Origin of the sequence: Thalassobius sp. MITS945101 (assembly GCF_047123305.1) — a bacterium.
Taxonomy (GTDB): Bacteria; Pseudomonadota; Alphaproteobacteria; order Rhodobacterales; family Rhodobacteraceae; genus Thalassobius.
In genome coordinates, this window is record NZ_CP138918.1 from 3,477,786 (window position 1) to 3,495,954 (window position 18,169).

Consider the following 18,169-nt stretch of genomic DNA (forward strand, 5'->3'; position numbering starts at 1 on the left):
CAGTGGTTTTCGCGTTTTGAAGGCATTCACAGGAAGTGCCAAAACTCATATCCAGTTTCAGACTGGATCATCACCGAAACGGGTTCAGAAATGGGACCAGATCCGTTGCCCGACCACGCCCAGGTTGAACCCGGCCCGTTTGGTCAGGCAGATCGGTAGCGTCACGTCGCCCATCACCTCCAGGTCCACCAGCGCGCCGCGAGCGATGTCTGCTGCCACCATGTGGTCCGGCAACCGGCCCCAGCCAAGCCCTGCGAGGATCAGCGCTTTTTTCGTCGACATATCGGTGACAAACCACTTGGGCGCCTGCTGCAGCAAGCCGACATCCGGCGATTTCTCATCAGTGGATTTCACGACGACTTGCGGGTGGCGCGCCAGATCTTCTTTGTTCATTTCCGACGCAGGCTGGTCCAGCAGTTCCGGAGCCACCACCAGCGGAAAGCGCATCTGGGTGATTTCGCGGTAGTCGATAAAGGGGCTGCGACTGGGGGCGGCAAAGATCGCAATATCCACCTTTTCTTCCATCAGCTGGCGCTCGCCTGAGGCGGTCTCGACCTCCAGATGCAGGGTGGTTGTGGGAAACTCGGATTTTAACGTCTGCAACAGGTCTGCCAGACGGGGGATCGGAAAGTTGCTGCTGACGCCGATGCGCAGTTCGGTTTCCACATCTCCCTTCAGGTCACGGACAAAATCTTCGAACTGCTGGGCCTGCGCCAGCAGATGCCGGATCTGTCCTAGCAGCACTTTGCCATCGCGGGTCAGGGAGGGACGGTAGGTGGAGCGGTCGAAAATCTCGACCTGATAGAGCATCTCCACCTGTTTCACCGAATAGGACACCGCCGAACGGGCTTTGTTCAGCTTTTCACTGGCCAATTGGAAACTGCCGGTTTCCGCAACCGTATGCACAACATGGAGATGGTCGAGATTTGTCATCGTCTAATTATGTGACGGAGACGGGCGAAAAGCTATGCTTTTTATTGACGCTCGGCACCGTTAGCTCTGGGACAACGGACAAGAGAGTAGAGCAAATGACCCAAGCTGAGATTTCTGCCGATTTCCCTTTCACTTCGCGCTTTGTGGAGGTGAAGGGCAGCAAAATTCACTACATTGACGAGGGCACGGGCGATCCGGTGCTGTTTTTGCACGGCAACCCGGCCTCCAATTATATCTGGCGCAATATCATCCCTCATATCACGCCAGAAGCCCGCGCCATTGCGCCTGACCTGATTGGCTTTGGCAAATCCGATAAGCCCGACATCGCTTATGGGTTTGACGACAGCTATGCCTATCTGGAAGGCTTCATCGAAGCGCTTGATCTGCAAAATATCACCCTGGTGGCGCAGGATTGGGGGTCGGGGCTGGGATTTCACTTTGCCAACACCCACCGCGACCGGATCAAGGGCATTGTATTTATGGAGGCGATGCACCGCGAGATCGATTTTGACACAATGGCCAAGGCGGACAAGTTTCTGATGCGGCTGATCCGGGCCCCTTTTGCCAGCTGGCTGATGCTGGGGGTGATGAACAGTTTTGTAAAACAAATGTTGCCCGATTGGATCGAGCGTGATCTGAGCAAAGCCGAGATGGAAGCCTACCTGGCCCCTTTCCCCACCATCAAAAGCCGCAAACCGATCTATGTCTTTCCGCGGGACGTGCCGGTGCAAGGCAAGCCGCCGCACATCTCAAGGGCGGTGGCGGCCTATTCGCAATGGCTGCGTGAGACCGATCTGCCAAAGCTGTTCTTCCATGCTGATCCCGGCGTGCTGATCCGGCAAAAGGACGTGGTCTGGATCAAGGAGAACTTCCCCAATCTGACCACCGTGGATCTGGGCAGCGGTCTGCATTTCCTGCAAGAAGACTACCCCCATGAAATCGGTGCTGCTTTGGCGCAATGGTATCGTGGCCTGAACGCCGCTCCGGCCCCAATCGAAGGAGATCTGTCACATGCCGTATGAGTTTCCCAGCGCCACCCCGCATGGCGAGATCCAAGAGATCTTCCAAGATGTGTTCCACCTGACCGGCAGCGTCGAAATGGTGCCCGGCATGCAGATCAGCCGGGCCATGACCATCCTGCGTCGCAGCGGTAAACTGACGCTGATCAGCCCGATCCGGCTGTCGGATGCAGGCTTGCGCCAGTTGGAAGCTTTGGGAGAGGTCACCAATATTGTGCAGCTAGGTGGCTACCACCTCGGCGCGCGCAACGGGTTGGACGATCAGTTCTATGTTGATCGCTACGGGGCAACGCTTTGGGCCCTGCCGGGGATGGAACATAAAGGCGGATTGCGACCTGACCGGATCCTCCGCAAAGGGGGGGACATGCCGCAGCTGGGCCTCTCCCTGCATGTTTATGAAAGCTCCAAATTGCCCGAAGGTCTGTTGCTGCTGGAACGCGAGGGCGGCATTCTGATTGCTGCCGACAGTCTGCAGAACTGGACCCAGCCGGATGCCTTCTTCAGCCCCATCGCGGCAGATCGAATGGGGGCGGCCGGTTTCTTTACCCCTGCCAATATCGGGCCAGAGTGGCTGCGGTTCTGTACGCCTGAGGTTGCCGATTTTGACCAGATCCGCGCCCTGCCCTTCAGGCACCTGCTGCCTTCGCACGGCACGCCCCTGCTGGACAGCGCCAAAGAGGCGTTGATCAAACGGATCGACACGCTTTTCGTCACCTAAGGGATGTGAACCCGCCCCTGCCAATCGCCTGGGGCGGGTTCGCTGTTTATTCCGCCGCGAGGGCCGGCGAAAACTCATAGTCCCGCAGGCTGTCCGGCTTCATCTCGATGGAAAATCCTGCCGCGCTGGGCGCCATATAAGCGCCGTTTTGCACCACGCAGGGATCCACAAAATGTTCGTGAAGGTGGTCGACAAATTCGATCCGTTTGTCGTCTTTTTCACCGGTGATGGCGACATAGTCGATCATCGACAGATGCTGCACATATTCACACAGGCCCACGCCCCCGGCATGTGGCCAGACCGGCAGGCCAAACTTGGCCGCCATCAGCTGCACCGCCAGCACCTCGTTCAACCCACCCAGACGGCAGCTGTCGATCTGCACAAAGTCGATCGCCTCATGGGCAATGAACTGTTTGAACAGAATGCGGTTCTGACACATTTCGCCGGTGGCCACTTTGATCGGCGCCACGCCATCGCGAATTTTACGGTGCCCCAGCACGTCATCGGGGCTGGTCGGTTCTTCGATGAACAACGGTCTGGCAAAGGCCAGGGCTTTGACCCAGTCGATGGCCTGATCCACCTCCCAGACTTGATTGGCGTCGATCATGATGTTCATCGCCTCCCCCAGCTCTTCGCGGGCAATGGTCAGGCGGCGGATATCATCCTGCAGGTTTTGGCCCACTTTGAACTTGGTGTGGGTGAATCCTGCGTCGCGGGCCTCCCGGCACAGACGACGCAGTTTGTCGTCGGAATAGCCCAGCCACCCCGCGGAGGTGGTGTAGCAGGGATAGCCCTCGGCCTTCAGCTTGGCGATGCGATCGGCCTTGCCCGGTTCTGCCTGACGCAGGATCTCCAGCGCCTCCTCGCGGGTCAACACGTCGCTCATGTAGCGGAAATCCACCAATGAGACGATTTCTTCCGGGCTCATTTCGCCCACCAGCTGCCAGACCGGTTTACCGGCCTCTTTCGCCAGCAGATCCCAGACCGCGTTAACCACCGCCCCGGTGGCTAGGTGGATTGCGCCCTTGTCCGGCCCGATCCAGCGCAGCTGGCTGTCGCCGGTGACATGACGCCAGAACCGCCCCATGTCTTCACGGATCCAGTCCAGGTCAACCCCCACCAGAAGGTGCTCCATCGCCCTGATGGCGGCCACACAGATGTCATTGCCCCGCCCGATGGTGAAGGTCAGCCCGTGGCCCTGATGCGCCCCATCGGTGTCCAGCACCACATAAGCGGCCGAGTAATCCGGATCCGGGTTCATCGCATCCGAGCCATCCAGCGACTCTGAGGTTGGGAAGCGCAGATCATGGGTGTGCAATGCGGTGATCTGAACCATCAGCCCGCCACCACGTTCTGTGACTGCACGCCCAGCCCGGCAATGCCCAGCTCGATCTTGTCGCCAGGTTTCAGGTAGGTCTCGGGGGTTTGACCCATGCCCACGCCCGGCGGGGTCCCAGTCGAGATCACATCCCCCGGCTGCAGTGACATGAACTGGCTGAGATGCGAAATCACGGTGGCCACGTCAAAGTGCATCGTCTGGGTCGAGCCGTCCTGATAGCGGTGGCCGTTGACCTCCAGATACATCGCCAGATCCTGCGGATTTGCCACCTCATCACGGGTCACCAGCCAAGGGCCGATGGGGCCGAAGGTGTCACAGCTTTTGCCCTTCACCCATTGACCGGAACGGTGCAGCTGAAAGTCACGTTCAGACAGGTCGTTGACCACGCAATAACCCGCAACGTGGTCCAGCGCGTCCCCTTTGCTGACGTATTTGGTGTGTTTACCGATCACCACACCCAGTTCCACCTCCCAGTCGGATTTGACCGAAGTGCGGGGGATTTCCACGTCATCATTGGGGCCACCGATCGCCGAGGTGGCCTTGAAGAAAATCACCGGCTCCTCGGGCAGTGCCATGCCGCTTTCTGCGGCGTGGTCGGCGTAGTTCAGGCCGATGCAGATGAACTTGCCCACCTGCCCGACGCAAGGCCCGAGGCGTGGATCGCCTTCAACCAGCGGCAAATCGGTGGCGTCCAGTTCCCGCAGTTTCGCAAGGCTCTCATCGCTCAGCGCCTCACCCGCCACATCGCCAATCACGCCGGACAGGTCACGCAGCGCGCCGTCCTGATCCAGCAGGCCGGGTTTTTCGGCGCCGGGGGCGCCATATCGCAACAGTTTCATCTCTTGTTCTCCTTAAGTCTTATACCGACCAGCCGCCGTCGATGGCGTGGGTCTGTCCTGTGGTGAAGGCGCTGTCATCAGAGCCGAGGTAAAGCGCCAAAGCGGCGATTTCTTCGGCTGTGCCAATGCGGCCCATGGGTTGGCGGGCGATGAAATCTTTCAGCGCCTGTTCATAATTGCCGGTGGCCTTGAGGCGGCCATGCATCGAGGGGCTGTCAACGGTGCCCGGGCAGATCGCATTGCAGCGAATGCCTTTGGTGACAAAATCGGCCGCCACCGCTTTGGTCAGGCCGATCACCGCGCCCTTGGAGGCGCAATAGGCAAAGCGGTTTGGCACCCCTTTGATCGAGGAGGCCACCGAAGACATGTTGATGATCGAGCCGCCGCCATTGTCCAGCATCGCCGGCAGGCACAGCTGGATCAGCCGGTACATCGCCTTAACGTTCAGATCAAAACTGAAGTCCCAGTCCTTTTCCTCACACTCCAGAATGGAACCATTTGCGACATAGCCTGCACAGTTGAACAAAATGTCCAGCGGCGGCAGTTCGGCTGCGGCGGCGGCCACGGCGTCGCCGTCGGTCACGTCCAGTTTCAATGCGGTGACGCCTTCAATCGTATCCAGTTCCCCCAGCAAGGCATCGTTGATGTCGCTTGCAATCACCTCTGCGCCCTCTGCGGCAAACAGCTCTGCGGTGGCGCGGCCAATGCCCTGCCCGGCTGCGGTGATCAGCGCGGTTTTTCCAGCCAGACGGCCTTGTGTGTTTTTTGTTTCAGTCATCATCTCAATCCGTGTGAAAGACCTCTGCCATCATCGCCCATTGCTCGCCGTCCTTGCGGCTGGTCAGGGGCGATTGGCAGGGATCGGTGTGCTGCCACCACGCTTGGGTGCGGGGATCTTGGGCCATCTTGGTCATATCGGCGGCAAAGTCGCTGCCGTGATATTCCCAATAGCCAAACAGCAGGTTTTCCGGCTCCCGCAGGAAAATGGTGTAGTTGCGAATGTTGCTGCTGCGGATCTGCGCCAGAACATCTGGCCAGACAGCGGCGTGCAGCTGTTTGTATGCAGCGATTTTGTCAGGCTTTATCCCGATCACCATGCCCATCCTTTGCATTACACCACCTCCTTGATCGTTATGGGATCCGCCAGCGCATCCAGACGCGCCCAGTCCCACTTGATGCCCAGACCGGGGTCCTGGCTGACATGTGCCCTGCCATCTTTGATCTCGATCCCCTGTTCAGTAATGCTATCGAGCTGCGGGATGTATTCCAGCCATTTGGCATTTGGCACGGCGCAGACCAGCGGCAGATGTAGTTCCATCAGGAAATGCGGGCAGACCATCACGTTGAAGGCTTCGGCCAGATGCGCCACTTTCAACCACGGGGTGATGCCACCAATACGGGCCAAATCGACCTGCACGATTGAGGCTGCGCCGGCCTGCAGATAGTCTTTGAACTGGCTCAGCGAATAGAGGCTTTCCCCCACCGCAACTGGCACCGAGGTCCGGCGCGCCAGCTCCCGATGGGCCGCAACATCATCTGCCTTCAACGGCTCCTCGAACCAGCCAATGCCGTGGTCTTCCAGCATCTGCGCCCGGCGGATTGCTTCGGACAGGGTGAAGCCCTGATTGCCATCAGTCAGGATCTCATAGCCCGGCCCCACGGCAGCGCGCACGGCCTCCAGACGGGCCGCATCCTCCGAGATATGGGGCCGCCCGATTTTAATCTTGGAGCCTTTGAAGCCCTGCGCCTGCATCGCCAGCGCATCCTCAACCAAAGCCTCAGAGCTGAGGTGCAGCCAGCCGCCCTCGGTCGAGTAGAGCGGAATGCTTTCCCGACTGCCGCCCGCCAGTTTCCACAACGGCAGCCCCAGTTTGCGGCAGCGCAGATCCCAAAGCGCGGTGTCAATCGCTGCCAAAGCCAGCGAGGTGATTGCCCCCACGGCGGTGGCATGGGTGGCATAAAGCAATTCGCGCCAGATGCCGTCGATCCGGTCGCCATCCTGCCCGATCAGGCGCGGCAACAGCGTGTGCTGCAACAGCGCCATAACCGAAGGGCCGCCGGTGCCAATAGTGTAGCTGTAGCCAGTTCCCGAAGCCCCGTCGCTGTCATAAATCGTCAGCACCGGGGTCTCTTGCGAGACAAAGCTCTGGATCGCGTCGACCCGCTCGACCTTAGGCGCCAGATCCACCATCCGCAGCTCGACATGTGTGATGCGCGCCATGTCAGCCCCGCACAGCCGCGCCAGTGGCGGCGTCAAAAACGTGGCATTTGTCCAGCATCAGACGGAACCGCATCTGTTCACCGGGCTGCACAGGACGGGGGTTGAACATCTTGGCCTGCACCTCCGTGCCTGCCAGTTCTGTGAAGAGGAGGGTTTCAGTGCCCAAAGGCTCCGTGAGGGTGACCGGCAGGTCCAGCTCATGCACCGCGCCCTCCTCTTCAACGGCGTGACCCGCAGGCATCAGGTTGTCGGCGCGGAAGCCAAACGTCACCGCCTGGCCTTGGCTAAGCGGCCCGGCAGTGGCAGGCACCGGCACCGTGAGCCCACCGTCCAACACGATCGTACCAGCCTGTACCACACCTGCCACAAGGTTCATCGGCGGAGAGCCAATGAAGGTGGCCACAAAGGTGTTCACCGGCGTGTTGAACAGCTCCAACGGGGTGCCAACCTGCACGATATGGCCGTCGCGCATCAGCACAATCCGGTCCGCCAATGTCATCGCCTCAACCTGATCATGGGTCACATAGATGATGGTGCTTTGCACTTTCTGATGCAGTTTCTTGATTTCCACCCGCATCTGGGTGCGCAGCTTGGCGTCCAAATTGGACAGCGGCTCATCAAACAGGAAGACATCGGGATGGCGCACAATGGCACGCCCCATCGCCACCCGCTGACGTTGACCGCCAGACAGGGCGGCCGGTTTGCGCTCCATCAACTCATCTAGCCCCAGGATCAGCGCCGCCTCATCGACAGCTTTGGAGATCTCGGCCTCAGGCCGTTTGGCGATCTTCAGGCTGAAGCCCAGATTTTCGCGCACCGTCATATGCGGGTAGAGCGCGTAGTTCTGGAACACCATCGAGATGTTGCGTTCCCGTGGCGGCAGGTCATTCACAACCCGCCCGCCAATGGCAATCTCACCGCCCGAGATGTCCTCAAGCCCGGCAATCATCCGCAGGGTGGTCGACTTGCCACAGCCCGAAGGGCCAACCAGCACAACAAACTCGCCGTCCTGAATATCAAGGTCAATGCCGTGCACAGCCTGATGCTGGCCGTATTTTTTCACGACTTTGGAAAGGGTTACTTCGGTCATTTCCGTTATCCTTTGACGCCGCCGAAGGTCAGGCCGGCGATCAAGTGTTTCTGAACGATGAAAGTGAGGATCAGGGCGGGGACAATCATCAGGACCGCAAGCGCACACATGCCGCCCCAGTTGATGGTGAACTCCGCCGTGAAGTCGAGCAGGCCAACCGGCATGGTTTTGCTGCCAACCGAACGGGTCAACTGCGAGGCCAGGGCAAATTCATTCCACGAGGTGAGGAAGGCAAAGATGCCTGCCGAGGCGACGCCAGAGCGGGCCACCGGAAATTCAACCTTCCAGAACGCCTGCCAGCGGGTGCAGCCGTCAATCTCGGCCGCTTCATGCAGTTCCTTCGGGATCTGCCGAAAGAACCCATCGGTCAGCCAGATCGTAAACGGCACGTTCATGGCGACATAGGCCAGGATCAGCCCGAAATGGGTGTCGATGATGCCAACCTTGGCAAAGACAATGAACAGCGGCAGCGACAGGGCCACGCCGGGCACCGCGCGGAACAGCATCAGGCCCACGAAGTAGCCGTTTTTGCCTTTGAACCGGTAGCGCGCAAAGGCGTAGCCGCCGGACATGCCGATCAGGATCGCGATGAAAGTTGAGGTGACCGAAACGATCAGCGAATTACGGAAGTAGCTGAACACCGGCACGCCGCCTTCACCTGCGCCTGCAAACATGGCGCGGTAGTGCTCCAGCGTGAAGCTTGGCACCCAGACGGGCGGTTTGGCCATGATCTCGACCGTTGGCCGGAACGAGTTCAGCACGATCCAAAGGCCCGGTGTGCAGATGATCAACATGGTCAGGAACAGACCGGCAAAATGCAGCGCCTTCAGCGCGCGGCGGCGGGAGCGGTGGGTTTGATTACGGTCCATAAGCCTTACTCCGCCATGCCCAGCTCGGCCCGTGCGGCACTGAGTTTGCGGAAGAAATAGATGGTGAAGAGGATCGACAGCAGGATCGAGACATAGCCCATCGCATTGGCCAGCCCCATGCGGGCGTCGACGTACCCGGTGCGGCTCATCAGCGTCCATAGCAGTTCGGTGCGCCGTGCAGGCCCCCCGCCCGTCATGATCTGCACAATGTCATAGGCGCGGGCCACATCGAGGCTGCGGATGGTCATGGCGATGTAGATAAACGGCATCAGGAACGGCAGCGTGATATGACGGAAGCTCTGCCACGGCGTGCAGCCATCCACCTTGGCCGCCTCCAGCGGGTCACGCGGCATGGCAAAGAGCCCAGCCAGAATGAGGATCGCAAAAACCGAGGTGCTCATCCAGATTTCGGCAAACATGATCGAAAACATCGCCAGTTTGCCATCTACCAGCCAGGGCAATGCAGCGTTAAAGCCCATTGATTGCAGGGCGTTGTTCACCAGGCCGATGTTGTCGTTAAAGATGAACTTGAACTGGAAACCAACAAGAATGGGCGAAAACATCATCGGGAACATCAGGATCGTCCGCAGCGTGCGCTGGCCCCAGGTCACCTTGTTCATCATCAGGGCAATGCCAAGCCCCAGCAGCAGTTCAAGGTTCAGCACAATGGTCAGGAACAACACGGTGCGGCCAAAGGCGGCCCAGAACTTCGCGTCGCTCAGGATTTTTTCATAGTTGTAGCTGCCGACCCATTTCCACAGGGTCGAAGGGCGGGTCAGCTTGTAAGGGGTGAAGCTGGAATAGAGCGAGAAGAGGAGTGGGATCAGCACCACTGCGGCGATCACAATGATCGCAGGCAACAGCAGGACAAACCACTCGGGCAAGCGGCGACGGGTCATTTCGCACCTTTGTCTGAGTTAAGGGTCGGTTCAAAGGCAGCGTAAACCCGCCTTTGAACCTGTGAGAAGGGGGAACCTGCTCTTAGTAGTAGCCGGACTCGCGCATCAGCTCGTCCACGGCCTCCGCGGCATCATCCAGCGCTTCCTTGACGGTTTTGTCGCCGACAATCGCGGCCTGTAGCTCGGGGAAGACGATATTGGTGCTCTCGCCCCACTCCGGGATCGGCGGCACTGCGAACGCATATTGCGCGCCTTCAGCAAAAGCGTTCAAGGCTTCGGCGCGGAATACATCATCAGAGGCATAGGCCGCCTCCACATTGGCTTCCCAGACTTTGGTCCGTGTCGGCAGCGAGCCACCAGCGCTTTCGGCCAGCTGGCTGTCTTCGCTGGTCAGGAACATCACCAGCGACGCCGCAGCGTCTTTGTTGGCGCAGTTGTCCGTGACCGAGAAGCCATGATGGCCAGACCAGCCGGTCCGGGTGACTGACCCCATCGGTTGCACCGCCACACCAACATTGCCCGCCGCTTTCGACGACGCCGGATCGTTAAAGAAACCCGCCCAGCCCGGCCAGTCCAGGTTCAGCGCCACAGTACCAGAGGCAAAGCCCTGCCCCAGATCATCCCAGACATAAGAGGTCGTGCCCGCCGGAACCGCCTGCGCCGCATAAAGGTCGACAAACCATTGCAGCGCCCGCTGACCGGCATCCGAGTTGAAGATCGGTTTTTTGTTTTCATCCAGATAGTTGCCGCCCTCAGCCACAACCATTTCATAGAACCTGCCAACAATGGCTTCGTCTTTGCCGGCGTATTGGGTGCCATAGAAATTGGGAGGATCCGCAAAGAAGATCGCCTGATCCTTCACCTGCGCCCAGGTGTCCGGCACGGCCAAGTCATAGCCATACTCTGCCTTGAAAGCGGCGGCTTTTTCTGCGTCTTCATAGTTTGATTTGAGGTAGTAAAGCACCGAGACGTCAAACTGGGCGCGCGGCAGCATCAATAGCTCTCCGCCAATGGTGGAAGCACCGATATTGCCCGGCACAAATTCGGCAATCATCTCGGCCGGGACCAGATCGTTCAGATCCACATAGAGACCTTCATACTGCGCCGCAAAGGACGAGTGGTTGGAGCCAACACACCACTTGGTGGTGCCCGCCGCCATATCCGATTTGATCTCCTTGTCGATCTCAAAGTGGCTTTTCTTCGAGATGATTTTGACCGTCGCACCGGTGGCCGCTTCCCAGTCGGCAATACGGCCATACAGACCTTCATATTGCTGACCACCGATCAGTTTGGCCTCGATGGTGACGCCAGCATGGTTGCCCCAATCAGCCGCAGCAGCCGATTCGACCGCCGCAACCAATGCGGAGCAGGCCATCAAACCCTTAAAAAGTTGAGATTTTTGCATCAGTTCCTCCCTTTGATGCAGGACGTTTTCACCACCGGATCGGTAGCTAATGTTCGTATGTAAAACATTTATTTAAATACAAATCAAGCTTGACTTGCGCTGCCCTTCCAAGGAAACTCCCCTATAAGGACGACAGATCCAGCCGCCTTCACAGACCGTGAAACCCGCGCATGTCGCAGCGGACACAGGGCAAAGGCGTGGAAGAAAACAGGACAGGATATGGCCGAAAAAGACGATAAATACCGCGCCCCGGCGTTGGAAAAAGGATTGGACATCATCGAGTTACTGGCCAGCCACGGCGAAGGGTTGACCCAGGGCGAAGTGGCCAAGGCGCTGGAGCGTTCGCCAAGCGAGATCTACCGGATGCTGTCAACGCTGGTGCGGCGTGGCTATGTGATCCGCTCACTTTCGGGGGACCGCTATGCGCTCAGCCTCAAAATGTTCTCGATCAGCCAGCGTCACCCGCCGATTGGCCGGGTGATCGAAGCCGCCCTGCCCCGGATGCGCGCCATCACCCGCAAGGCTTGGCAATCCTGCCATATGGGTATGGAAAGCAATGGAGATGTTGTCATCGTTGCCTCAGCCGAGTCCCCCGGCAACTGGGGGTTGGCGCTGAAAACCGGCACTGTGGTTGGTTTGTGGAACACCGGCACCGGTCGGGTTCTGGCGGCCTTTCGCCCCGATGACGAACTTGAGGATCTGATCGCCCAGCACAGACAGGCGGTGGGCGAGCCCGCGTTGGATCGCAGCGCATTCGACGATCACATCCAGCGCATTCGGTCGATAGGCTATGAAAAGATGCCCTCGGCGACCGCGATCGGCGTGACCAACGTGGCCTTCCCGATCTTCGGCCCATCTGGCAACGCGGCCGCCGTACTGTCCTGCCCCTATCTGGAACGGGTGGATGATCTTGCGGTGCCCAGTCTGGACGAGATTGTCGAAATGTATGGCGCTCTGGCCCAGGAGCTGACCGGCATCTACGGCGGCACCGCCCCGGATTTCGCGGGGCTGGCATGACCAGCGCCCCCATGTTTCCCCGCCGCAAACTGCCCCGTGCAGATCTGAGCCTGCCCACGCTCGGCTTTGGCGGGGCGCCTTTGGGCGGTCTGTTTGACGCAGTGGACAAGGAAGAGGCCAGCGCAGCCTTGGCTTCGGCCCTGAACAACGGCCTAAGCTACGTCGACACCGCGCCTTTCTATGGTTTTGGCAAATCGGAGCGGCGGGTGGGCGACATCCTGCGCGGTCGCAGTTACCAGCTCTCGACCAAAGTTGGCCGTCTGCTGCGCCCCGGCGCTGTGGCGGGCCCGGCGGCCATGGGCTGGCCCGATGCGCTGCCCTTCACGCCGGTCTATGACTACAGCTACGACGGCACTATGCGCTCTTACGATGCGTCGCTGCACCGTCTGGGGCTGGACCGGATCGACATTCTCTATGTGCATGACATTGGCGAAACCACCCACGGGGCCAAAAACGCCGGACATTTGCAGGACCTGAAGGACGGGGGCTACCGCGCGTTGGCCGAGTTGCGTGAGACAGGTCAGATCAAAGCCATCGGACTGGGTGTCAACGAAAGCGCCGCCTGTCTTCAGGCTTTGGATATCGGGGATTGGGACCTGTTTCTGCTGGCGGGGCGTTATACCCTGCTGGAGCAAGACCCGCTGGCAGATCTGCTGCCTGCATGCGAAGCCCGTGGCACCGGCATTGTGATCGGGGGGCCGTTCAATTCGGGCATTCTGGTGGGCGGCGCGACGTGGAACTATGGCTCAGCACCGGCAGAGGTGGTGGCCCGCGTCGAGGCATTGAAAGCGATTTGCGCCGAATACAACGTTCCCCTGCCCGCCGCTGCGCTGCAGTTCCCGCTGGGCCATCCGGCTGTGATCTCGGTCATTCCCGGATTGAGGGATCGCCGTGAACTTCAGGCCACATTGGACTGGGCTGCAACTGATATCCCTGCAACGTTCTGGACGGCGCTGCGTGAGGCCGAACTGCTTCACCCGGATGCGCCGCTGCCCCAAGGCAACCCATTCAAGGAATAGACGCCATGCGGATCGACACCCATCAGCACTTCTGGAAACTGGCACGGGGCGATTACAGCTGGCTCAGCCCTGACCTGGAACCGCTCTACCGCGATTTCCTGCCATCCGATCTGAAACCGCTGTTGGAGGCCGCAGGGCTGGATGGCACAATTGCGGTGCAGGCGGCTGATCGTGAGGCCGAGACGGACTATCTGCTGTCCTTGGCCGCGCGGCATGACTGGATCAAAGGTGTGGTTGGCTGGGTCGATCTTGAGGCCGGCACTGCGGTGGCTTCGATCCAACGTCTGGCACAGGATCCGAAGTTTCTGGGGCTGCGCCCAATGCTACAGGATATCGCCGATGATGCCTGGATGCTGCGCCCCGCGCTTGGGCCCGCCCTTGCGACAATGGCGCGGCTGAAACTGACCTTTGACGCACTGGTCCTGCCGCGGCATCTGCCGCATCTGCAGACATTTGTAACCCGCTACTCTGATCTTAACGTGGTGATTGATCACGGCGCCAAACCAGAGATCCACTGCGGCAAGTTCCAGCCCTGGGCCGATTACATGCAGGCCTTTGCCGATCATCCGCAGGTGTTCTGCAAGATCTCTGGCCTTGTGACCGAAGCGGGCGCGGATTGGACCCCAGCCGATCTGGCCCTCTACCTGCAGCATCTGTTGCAGGTGTTCGGCCCTGACCGATTGCTGTTTGGCAGTGATTGGCCGGTGCTGAACTTGGCGGGCCAGTATTCCGGTTGGGCAGATCTGGTCCGTCACGCCCTTGGGACGGATGCGGAAACCGTGCTGGCCCGCAACCCGTTCCATGCCTATCCGCGCCTATCCGCGTCTGGCCAAGACCTAACCGGGCACCGGGGCGCAGTCCGATCTGCGGGTGCAAAAGTATAGCCGTAGTCCCCGGGGGTTGAACGCATGTCGCAAATGTTTCTTTTGGACCTTCTGATTGAAACACTGAGAATCTTAACAAGTGATCGACTTTCCCGCAAAACGGTTTGAGGACAGCGGTTTATCCGAAAATGACTGGGCTTTGCTGGCTCAACATCTGCCGCTTTATGACGGGATTGCACGTGGGTTGCGGGCCCCGACCACGGCGGCGGAAAAAGCCTTCTTTGCGGCTTTGCAATCCACGGATCTGGCGTCTGAGCCGTCTTCTGAAGCAGACATCTGCGACCATGTCATGGCCTATCGGCGTTATCAGGCATTGACCGTCCCTTTGGCAAAGGCCACCACAGGATCCACTTCTGTGGCCAAGCGGCTGCGGACCCTGCTGTTGCACCGGTTGGCGCATTGGCGCGGTGGGATGGCCCCCAAAGTACCGCTGGAACCGCGTCCCTTTGAACCAAGCCACACGGTGCCACGGAACACGGTCCCTCAGCCCCCTTCCTCGGACACGCCTCCGTCGCCTGACAGAGCAGAGATCGTAACAGCACTCACCACCCTTGCGCCGGAATACAGCGCACCGCTGGACACCGCCTTCACCCGCAGTTTCCGCGAAGACCTGTCTGTAGTCGCCGCCGAAGGGGTCGCGCGCAGGCGCATCGGCGCGGTGTTCGACGCCATTGACCGCGCCATCAGTTCAAACCGGAACGACCCGCTGGCCGAGGTTTTTGCAACCTGGCAACTGGTGCATCGCAACGCTTTGGGGCCGGCAGAGCCGCTGCCCGATCTGCCCCGCATGATCTCGCACTATTCAGAAATCCTGATTGCAGCGGGACTGAGCAGCCAATGGTCGCTGAACGCTGTGCATATCCCAGTCGAAGACACGATGAGCGCTTCGATCCGGGGCTTTGCGCAGTTGCTGGGATGGGACGTGCAAACGGCGGTGTCATTTTTCACAATTGCCCGTGGATTGGAACGCACCACCGCCGCAACAGCCAACCCTGTGGGGCTGTTGCTGTTGCTTGCGGTTGCGGCCCACCGGGTAAGGGGTATTGGCACAGATGCGGACAGTCTCTGCCACTCAACCGCGCCTTTGGCTCCGTTGCAGGGATCGGCCCTATCAGCATTGGATCCTGCCCTCTGGTCTGGAGTCTTGGCGGGCGTTCATTCGGTGATGATGGCACGGCACGCCGGGGCTGCGGTGTCGATCAAGGGCCTCGCGGAGTGGATCACCCGCCGTGTTGCCTGCTCTGCCCCGCAGGAGGCCACCGACAGCGTCCCGTCACCGCCATCTAGCACCGCCTGTTAAGACGCCCCTTCTGCCTTCTGCAGATCGCTCAGACCATTTCGGGTTTCGTCCCAGACCTGACGCAATTCACCGCGCCAATGGTTCAGATTGGCCACCCGGGGTGCGCCCGAACGTTGCGACTGCAACAGTTCCGATTCAAAGCTGTTCAGCCGTTCCCGCATCCGCTGCGCACCAATCATGGCGCAGGATCCGGCGATGGAATGCACCTCGGTGCTCAGCTCAGTAGAGGGGGCCAGAACCTTTGGGTCGGCCTGTTCCAAACGGGATAACAGCGCCTCGGTTTCTTTCTCAAAACCTTCGCGCAGCTTCTGTGCTTTGTCAGCGCCCAGAGCCGCCAAAACCTGCCGCAGATGGGGCAGATCAAACAGGCTGTCCTGTTTGGCTTCTGTTGTGCGCACCCGGCTGCGCCCCGCCAGAACCCGTCGCAGATCGCCCCGCTCCAGCGGTTTCGACAAAACACCGTCCAGACCAACACGGGCATAAAGACTGTCGTCCCGTTCCAGCACATGCGCCGTCAATGCCACAATCCGGCTTTGGGTGTTCTGGCCGGACTTCCGGATCAGCCGGCAGGCTTCGAGCCCGCCCATAACAGGCATGTTCAGGTCCATCAGGATCAGGTCAAACCGCTCGGCTGCGGCCTTGTCGACACCGATCTTGCCATTGATTGCCTCGGCAACCGTATGGCCGTCACGTTCCAGCATTTCGCGCACCACCAGGCGGTTGGTCGCATTGTCTTCGACCACCAACACCCGAAGCGCCCCTACGGGATCAACCACCTCGGCACCCGCAGATTGGGCTGGGTCTTGCGACGCTTTCGGCACCGCAGAGCACACCGGAAGGGTGACGGTGATCCAGAAGCTGGAGCCTTCACCTTCGATGCTGTCGACCCCGATCTTGCCGCCCATTGCTTCGATGATCCGCTTGGCGATGCCAAGACCCAGACCGGTGCCTTCTGCCAGATGTTTGCCATCCCGTTCGAGCCGGACAAAATCATCAAAGATCCGCGCGACATCCTCTTCGGAGATGCCGGCGCCGGTGTCGGTGATCTGGAACTCTAACCGGTTGGACAGACCCAGATCCGCCGGGGACACTGAAACACTGACCGCGACCTGACCCGCATCGGTGAATTTGACCGCATTGCCGATCAGGTTCGTCAACACCTGCCGCAACCGGCCCGCGTCGCCTTCGTAGCAGCCAAGTGTTTCAGGGGTCGTCTCAAAATGGAAGCCAAGCCCGCGCGCCTTGGCGGCAACCTCCAGAGGGCCGACCAAATCGTGCATCATCTGGTCCAGATCAAAAGGCGCCGGATTGAGCCGCACGCCATCAGCCTCCAGCTGGGCGATGTCCAACACGTCATTGACGTGGTCCAGCAGGATCTGCCCAGATGACCGCAGCAGGTTCAGATAACGTTCCCGCTCCATCTCATCGGTTGTTTCATTGCCGCGCAGCAGCTCCACCAAGCCAAGGATTCCATTCAACGGCGTGCGCATCTCATGGCTCATCACCGCAAGGAAACGTGACTTGGCCCGTTCCCCGGAAAGCGCACGGTCGCGCGACGCCATCAAGGCCCGATCCGCAGCGCGCCGATCCGAGATGTCGCGCAGGAAATAGACGAAGAACCCCTGCGTCTCCCACTCAGCGACCCCTTGTGACACCTCCACTGGCACCTTGGTGCCATCTGCGGTCAACAAGGTCAGCTCTACCCCAGCCACCCGTTCTTTGCGGGTCAATGGCAGGGTGGCCAATTGGCCGTCCTGATCCAACAGATAGCGGATAAACCCTTTGCCGATGGCATGCTCGCGTTCGATGCGGAACAGCTCCTCGGCGGCGCGGTTGAACTCGACAATCACACCCTGACCATCGGTCACAATCAGCGCATCTGGCGAAGTAGAAATAACGGTGGAAAACCGCACGCTTGACCGTTTGTGTTCCCCTGCCCGCCGCCGGTTCATCACCGATTGGCGGAAGAACAATGCCGACGCAAGACCCAGCGCCACCAGCAGCACCAGAACCACAATGGACAGGCGCCACAGCAGGCGACTGATCTCATCCCGCGCCGCCTTCCCGGCCACACCGACATATTGATTGCCTTTGGAAATGATACGGCGCACGTCACGCTGGCGGCCTTCGGTGGTTTTGGCAATTTCCGGCAGACGGGCGTAGAGCGTTGCATCATCGCTGTCGATGAAGGCCTCAACTTCGGCGATTTCCATTCGCAGCTTGGTCAGGATCCGCAAGGTACGATACTGGCGAAAGGCCTCCTGATAAAGCGCCCCGCCGTTCAACGTTTCCAAACGGTTGTAATAGTTGTTGAAATGCCGCCGCAGCTCATTCAGCGCCGCCGCATCCTCCGCTGTGCTGTCACGCGCTGCATGGGTTGCCGCCCGATATTTCAGGAACTCAACTTCAAGCTGGGTCAGGTTCCAGATCACATTGTCGGTGGCCGAACTGCGCAACTCATCCAGCTTGCGATCCACCTCGCCCCAGATCTGCACAGCCCAAGGCAGGCTGACCAGAATAACCGCCGCCAGTGACACTGCCTGCACCCAGCCGGATGCTATGCCCAAACTGCGCATCAAGCGCATGGGCACCTCCTTCCACTCTCATCCCCTTGAAG

The 18,169-nt window shown here is 59.7% G+C and carries 17 protein-coding genes; 6 read left to right on the plus strand and 11 right to left on the minus strand.

The features are described from left to right. Nucleotides 1–84: 84 nt before the first annotated feature. Nucleotides 85–933, minus strand: coding sequence for a LysR family transcriptional regulator (locus tag SIC14_RS17195; RefSeq protein ID WP_412563133.1), 849 nt, complete (start codon nt 931–933; stop codon nt 85–87). 95 nt (nt 934–1,028) lie between these two features. On the opposite strand from SIC14_RS17195, the gene SIC14_RS17200 reads away from it, so the two are divergent. After that, entirely contained in the window at nt 1,029–1,955 is a 927-nt protein-coding gene (locus SIC14_RS17200) for a haloalkane dehalogenase (protein WP_412563134.1), read from the plus strand. Then, nucleotides 1,945–2,670, plus strand: a complete 726-nt coding sequence (locus tag SIC14_RS17205) for a hypothetical protein (protein WP_412563135.1) — start codon at nt 1,945–1,947, stop codon at nt 2,668–2,670. Before SIC14_RS17200 ends, SIC14_RS17205 begins: the two co-directional genes overlap by 11 nt. Nucleotides 2,671–2,716: 46 nt before the next feature. On the opposite strand, the gene SIC14_RS17210 is transcribed toward SIC14_RS17205, so the two are convergent. The 9 genes from SIC14_RS17210 to SIC14_RS17250 form a co-directional block, all read right to left on the minus strand. Beyond that, entirely contained in the window at nt 2,717–4,006 is a 1,290-nt protein-coding gene (locus SIC14_RS17210) for an L-fuconate dehydratase (RefSeq protein WP_412563136.1), read from the minus strand. Then, complete coding sequence (locus SIC14_RS17215; protein ID WP_412563137.1) at nt 4,006–4,848, minus strand: fumarylacetoacetate hydrolase family protein; 843 nt, start codon at nt 4,846–4,848, stop codon at nt 4,006–4,008. The genes SIC14_RS17210 and SIC14_RS17215 overlap by 1 nt, the downstream gene beginning before the upstream one ends. A gap of 19 nt (nt 4,849–4,867) precedes the next feature. Next, nucleotides 4,868–5,629 (minus strand): SDR family oxidoreductase, encoded by a 762-nt coding sequence (locus SIC14_RS17220; protein WP_412563138.1) that lies wholly within the window; start codon nt 5,627–5,629, stop codon nt 4,868–4,870. A 1-nt stretch (nt 5,630) separates the two neighbouring features. Then, the gene (locus SIC14_RS17225) at nt 5,631–5,960 is read right to left on the minus strand and encodes an L-rhamnose mutarotase (RefSeq protein ID WP_412563139.1); all 330 of its coding nucleotides are present in this window, start codon (nt 5,958–5,960) and stop codon (nt 5,631–5,633) included. Next, nucleotides 5,960–7,069: a mandelate racemase/muconate lactonizing enzyme family protein gene (locus SIC14_RS17230; protein WP_412563140.1), complete on the minus strand. Its 1,110-nt coding sequence runs from the start codon at nt 7,067–7,069 to the stop codon at nt 5,960–5,962. The genes SIC14_RS17225 and SIC14_RS17230 overlap by 1 nt, the downstream gene beginning before the upstream one ends. A 1-nt stretch (nt 7,070) precedes the next feature. Beyond that, complete coding sequence (locus SIC14_RS17235) at nt 7,071–8,159, minus strand: ABC transporter ATP-binding protein (protein WP_412563141.1); 1,089 nt, start codon at nt 8,157–8,159, stop codon at nt 7,071–7,073. Nucleotides 8,160–8,164: 5 nt separating this feature from the next. After that, nucleotides 8,165–9,028 carry a carbohydrate ABC transporter permease gene (locus tag SIC14_RS17240; RefSeq protein WP_412563142.1) on the minus strand — a complete coding sequence of 288 codons (864 nt, stop codon included), beginning with the start codon at nt 9,026–9,028 and terminating at the stop codon, nt 8,165–8,167. A gap of 5 nt (nt 9,029–9,033) precedes the next feature. Next, a complete protein-coding gene (locus SIC14_RS17245; RefSeq protein ID WP_412563143.1) occupies nt 9,034–9,927 on the minus strand; it encodes a carbohydrate ABC transporter permease in 894 nt (297 codons plus the stop codon). A gap of 82 nt (nt 9,928–10,009) precedes the next feature. Beyond that, complete coding sequence (locus SIC14_RS17250; protein ID WP_412563144.1) at nt 10,010–11,332, minus strand: sugar ABC transporter substrate-binding protein; 1,323 nt, start codon at nt 11,330–11,332, stop codon at nt 10,010–10,012. Between the two features lie 219 nt (nt 11,333–11,551). Here SIC14_RS17250 and SIC14_RS17255 point away from each other — a divergent pair, with 219 nt between their 5' ends. From SIC14_RS17255 to SIC14_RS17270, 4 genes are all read left to right on the plus strand, one after another. Next, a complete protein-coding gene (locus SIC14_RS17255) occupies nt 11,552–12,349 on the plus strand; it encodes an IclR family transcriptional regulator (RefSeq protein WP_412563145.1) in 798 nt (265 codons plus the stop codon). Then, nucleotides 12,346–13,368, plus strand: a complete 1,023-nt coding sequence (locus tag SIC14_RS17260) for an aldo/keto reductase (RefSeq protein ID WP_412563146.1) — start codon at nt 12,346–12,348, stop codon at nt 13,366–13,368. The genes SIC14_RS17255 and SIC14_RS17260 overlap by 4 nt, the downstream gene beginning before the upstream one ends. A 5-nt stretch (nt 13,369–13,373) precedes the next feature. Then, a complete protein-coding gene (locus tag SIC14_RS17265; protein ID WP_412563147.1) occupies nt 13,374–14,252 on the plus strand; it encodes an amidohydrolase family protein in 879 nt (292 codons plus the stop codon). A gap of 79 nt (nt 14,253–14,331) precedes the next feature. Next, complete coding sequence (locus SIC14_RS17270) at nt 14,332–15,552, plus strand: hypothetical protein (protein ID WP_412563148.1); 1,221 nt, start codon at nt 14,332–14,334, stop codon at nt 15,550–15,552. Here the strand turns inward: SIC14_RS17270 and SIC14_RS17275 are convergent. Beyond that, nucleotides 15,549–18,137: an ATP-binding protein gene (locus SIC14_RS17275; protein ID WP_412563149.1), complete on the minus strand. Its 2,589-nt coding sequence runs from the start codon at nt 18,135–18,137 to the stop codon at nt 15,549–15,551. The two genes, SIC14_RS17270 and SIC14_RS17275, sit on opposite strands and share 4 nt — an antisense overlap. Nucleotides 18,138–18,169: the final 32 nt, after the last annotated feature.

Coding starts and splice junctions, on each gene's coding strand:
- SIC14_RS17195 (WP_412563133.1), bottom strand. CDS start 933: ATGACAAATCTCGACCATCTCCATGTTGTGCATACGGTTGCGGAAACC.
- SIC14_RS17200 (WP_412563134.1), top strand. CDS start 1,029: ATGACCCAAGCTGAGATTTCTGCCGATTTCCCTTTCACTTCGCGCTTT.
- SIC14_RS17205 (WP_412563135.1), top strand. CDS start 1,945: ATGCCGTATGAGTTTCCCAGCGCCACCCCGCATGGCGAGATCCAAGAG.
- SIC14_RS17210 (WP_412563136.1), bottom strand. CDS start 4,006: ATGGTTCAGATCACCGCATTGCACACCCATGATCTGCGCTTCCCAACC.
- SIC14_RS17215 (WP_412563137.1), bottom strand. CDS start 4,848: ATGAAACTGTTGCGATATGGCGCCCCCGGCGCCGAAAAACCCGGCCTG.
- SIC14_RS17220 (WP_412563138.1), bottom strand. CDS start 5,629: ATGATGACTGAAACAAAAAACACACAAGGCCGTCTGGCTGGAAAAACC.
- SIC14_RS17225 (WP_412563139.1), bottom strand. CDS start 5,960: ATGCAAAGGATGGGCATGGTGATCGGGATAAAGCCTGACAAAATCGCT.
- SIC14_RS17230 (WP_412563140.1), bottom strand. CDS start 7,069: ATGGCGCGCATCACACATGTCGAGCTGCGGATGGTGGATCTGGCGCCT.
- SIC14_RS17235 (WP_412563141.1), bottom strand. CDS start 8,159: ATGACCGAAGTAACCCTTTCCAAAGTCGTGAAAAAATACGGCCAGCAT.
- SIC14_RS17240 (WP_412563142.1), bottom strand. CDS start 9,028: ATGGACCGTAATCAAACCCACCGCTCCCGCCGCCGCGCGCTGAAGGCG.
- SIC14_RS17245 (WP_412563143.1), bottom strand. CDS start 9,927: ATGACCCGTCGCCGCTTGCCCGAGTGGTTTGTCCTGCTGTTGCCTGCG.
- SIC14_RS17250 (WP_412563144.1), bottom strand. CDS start 11,332: ATGCAAAAATCTCAACTTTTTAAGGGTTTGATGGCCTGCTCCGCATTG.
- SIC14_RS17255 (WP_412563145.1), top strand. CDS start 11,552: ATGGCCGAAAAAGACGATAAATACCGCGCCCCGGCGTTGGAAAAAGGA.
- SIC14_RS17260 (WP_412563146.1), top strand. CDS start 12,346: ATGACCAGCGCCCCCATGTTTCCCCGCCGCAAACTGCCCCGTGCAGAT.
- SIC14_RS17265 (WP_412563147.1), top strand. CDS start 13,374: ATGCGGATCGACACCCATCAGCACTTCTGGAAACTGGCACGGGGCGAT.
- SIC14_RS17275 (WP_412563149.1), bottom strand. CDS start 18,137: ATGCGCTTGATGCGCAGTTTGGGCATAGCATCCGGCTGGGTGCAGGCA.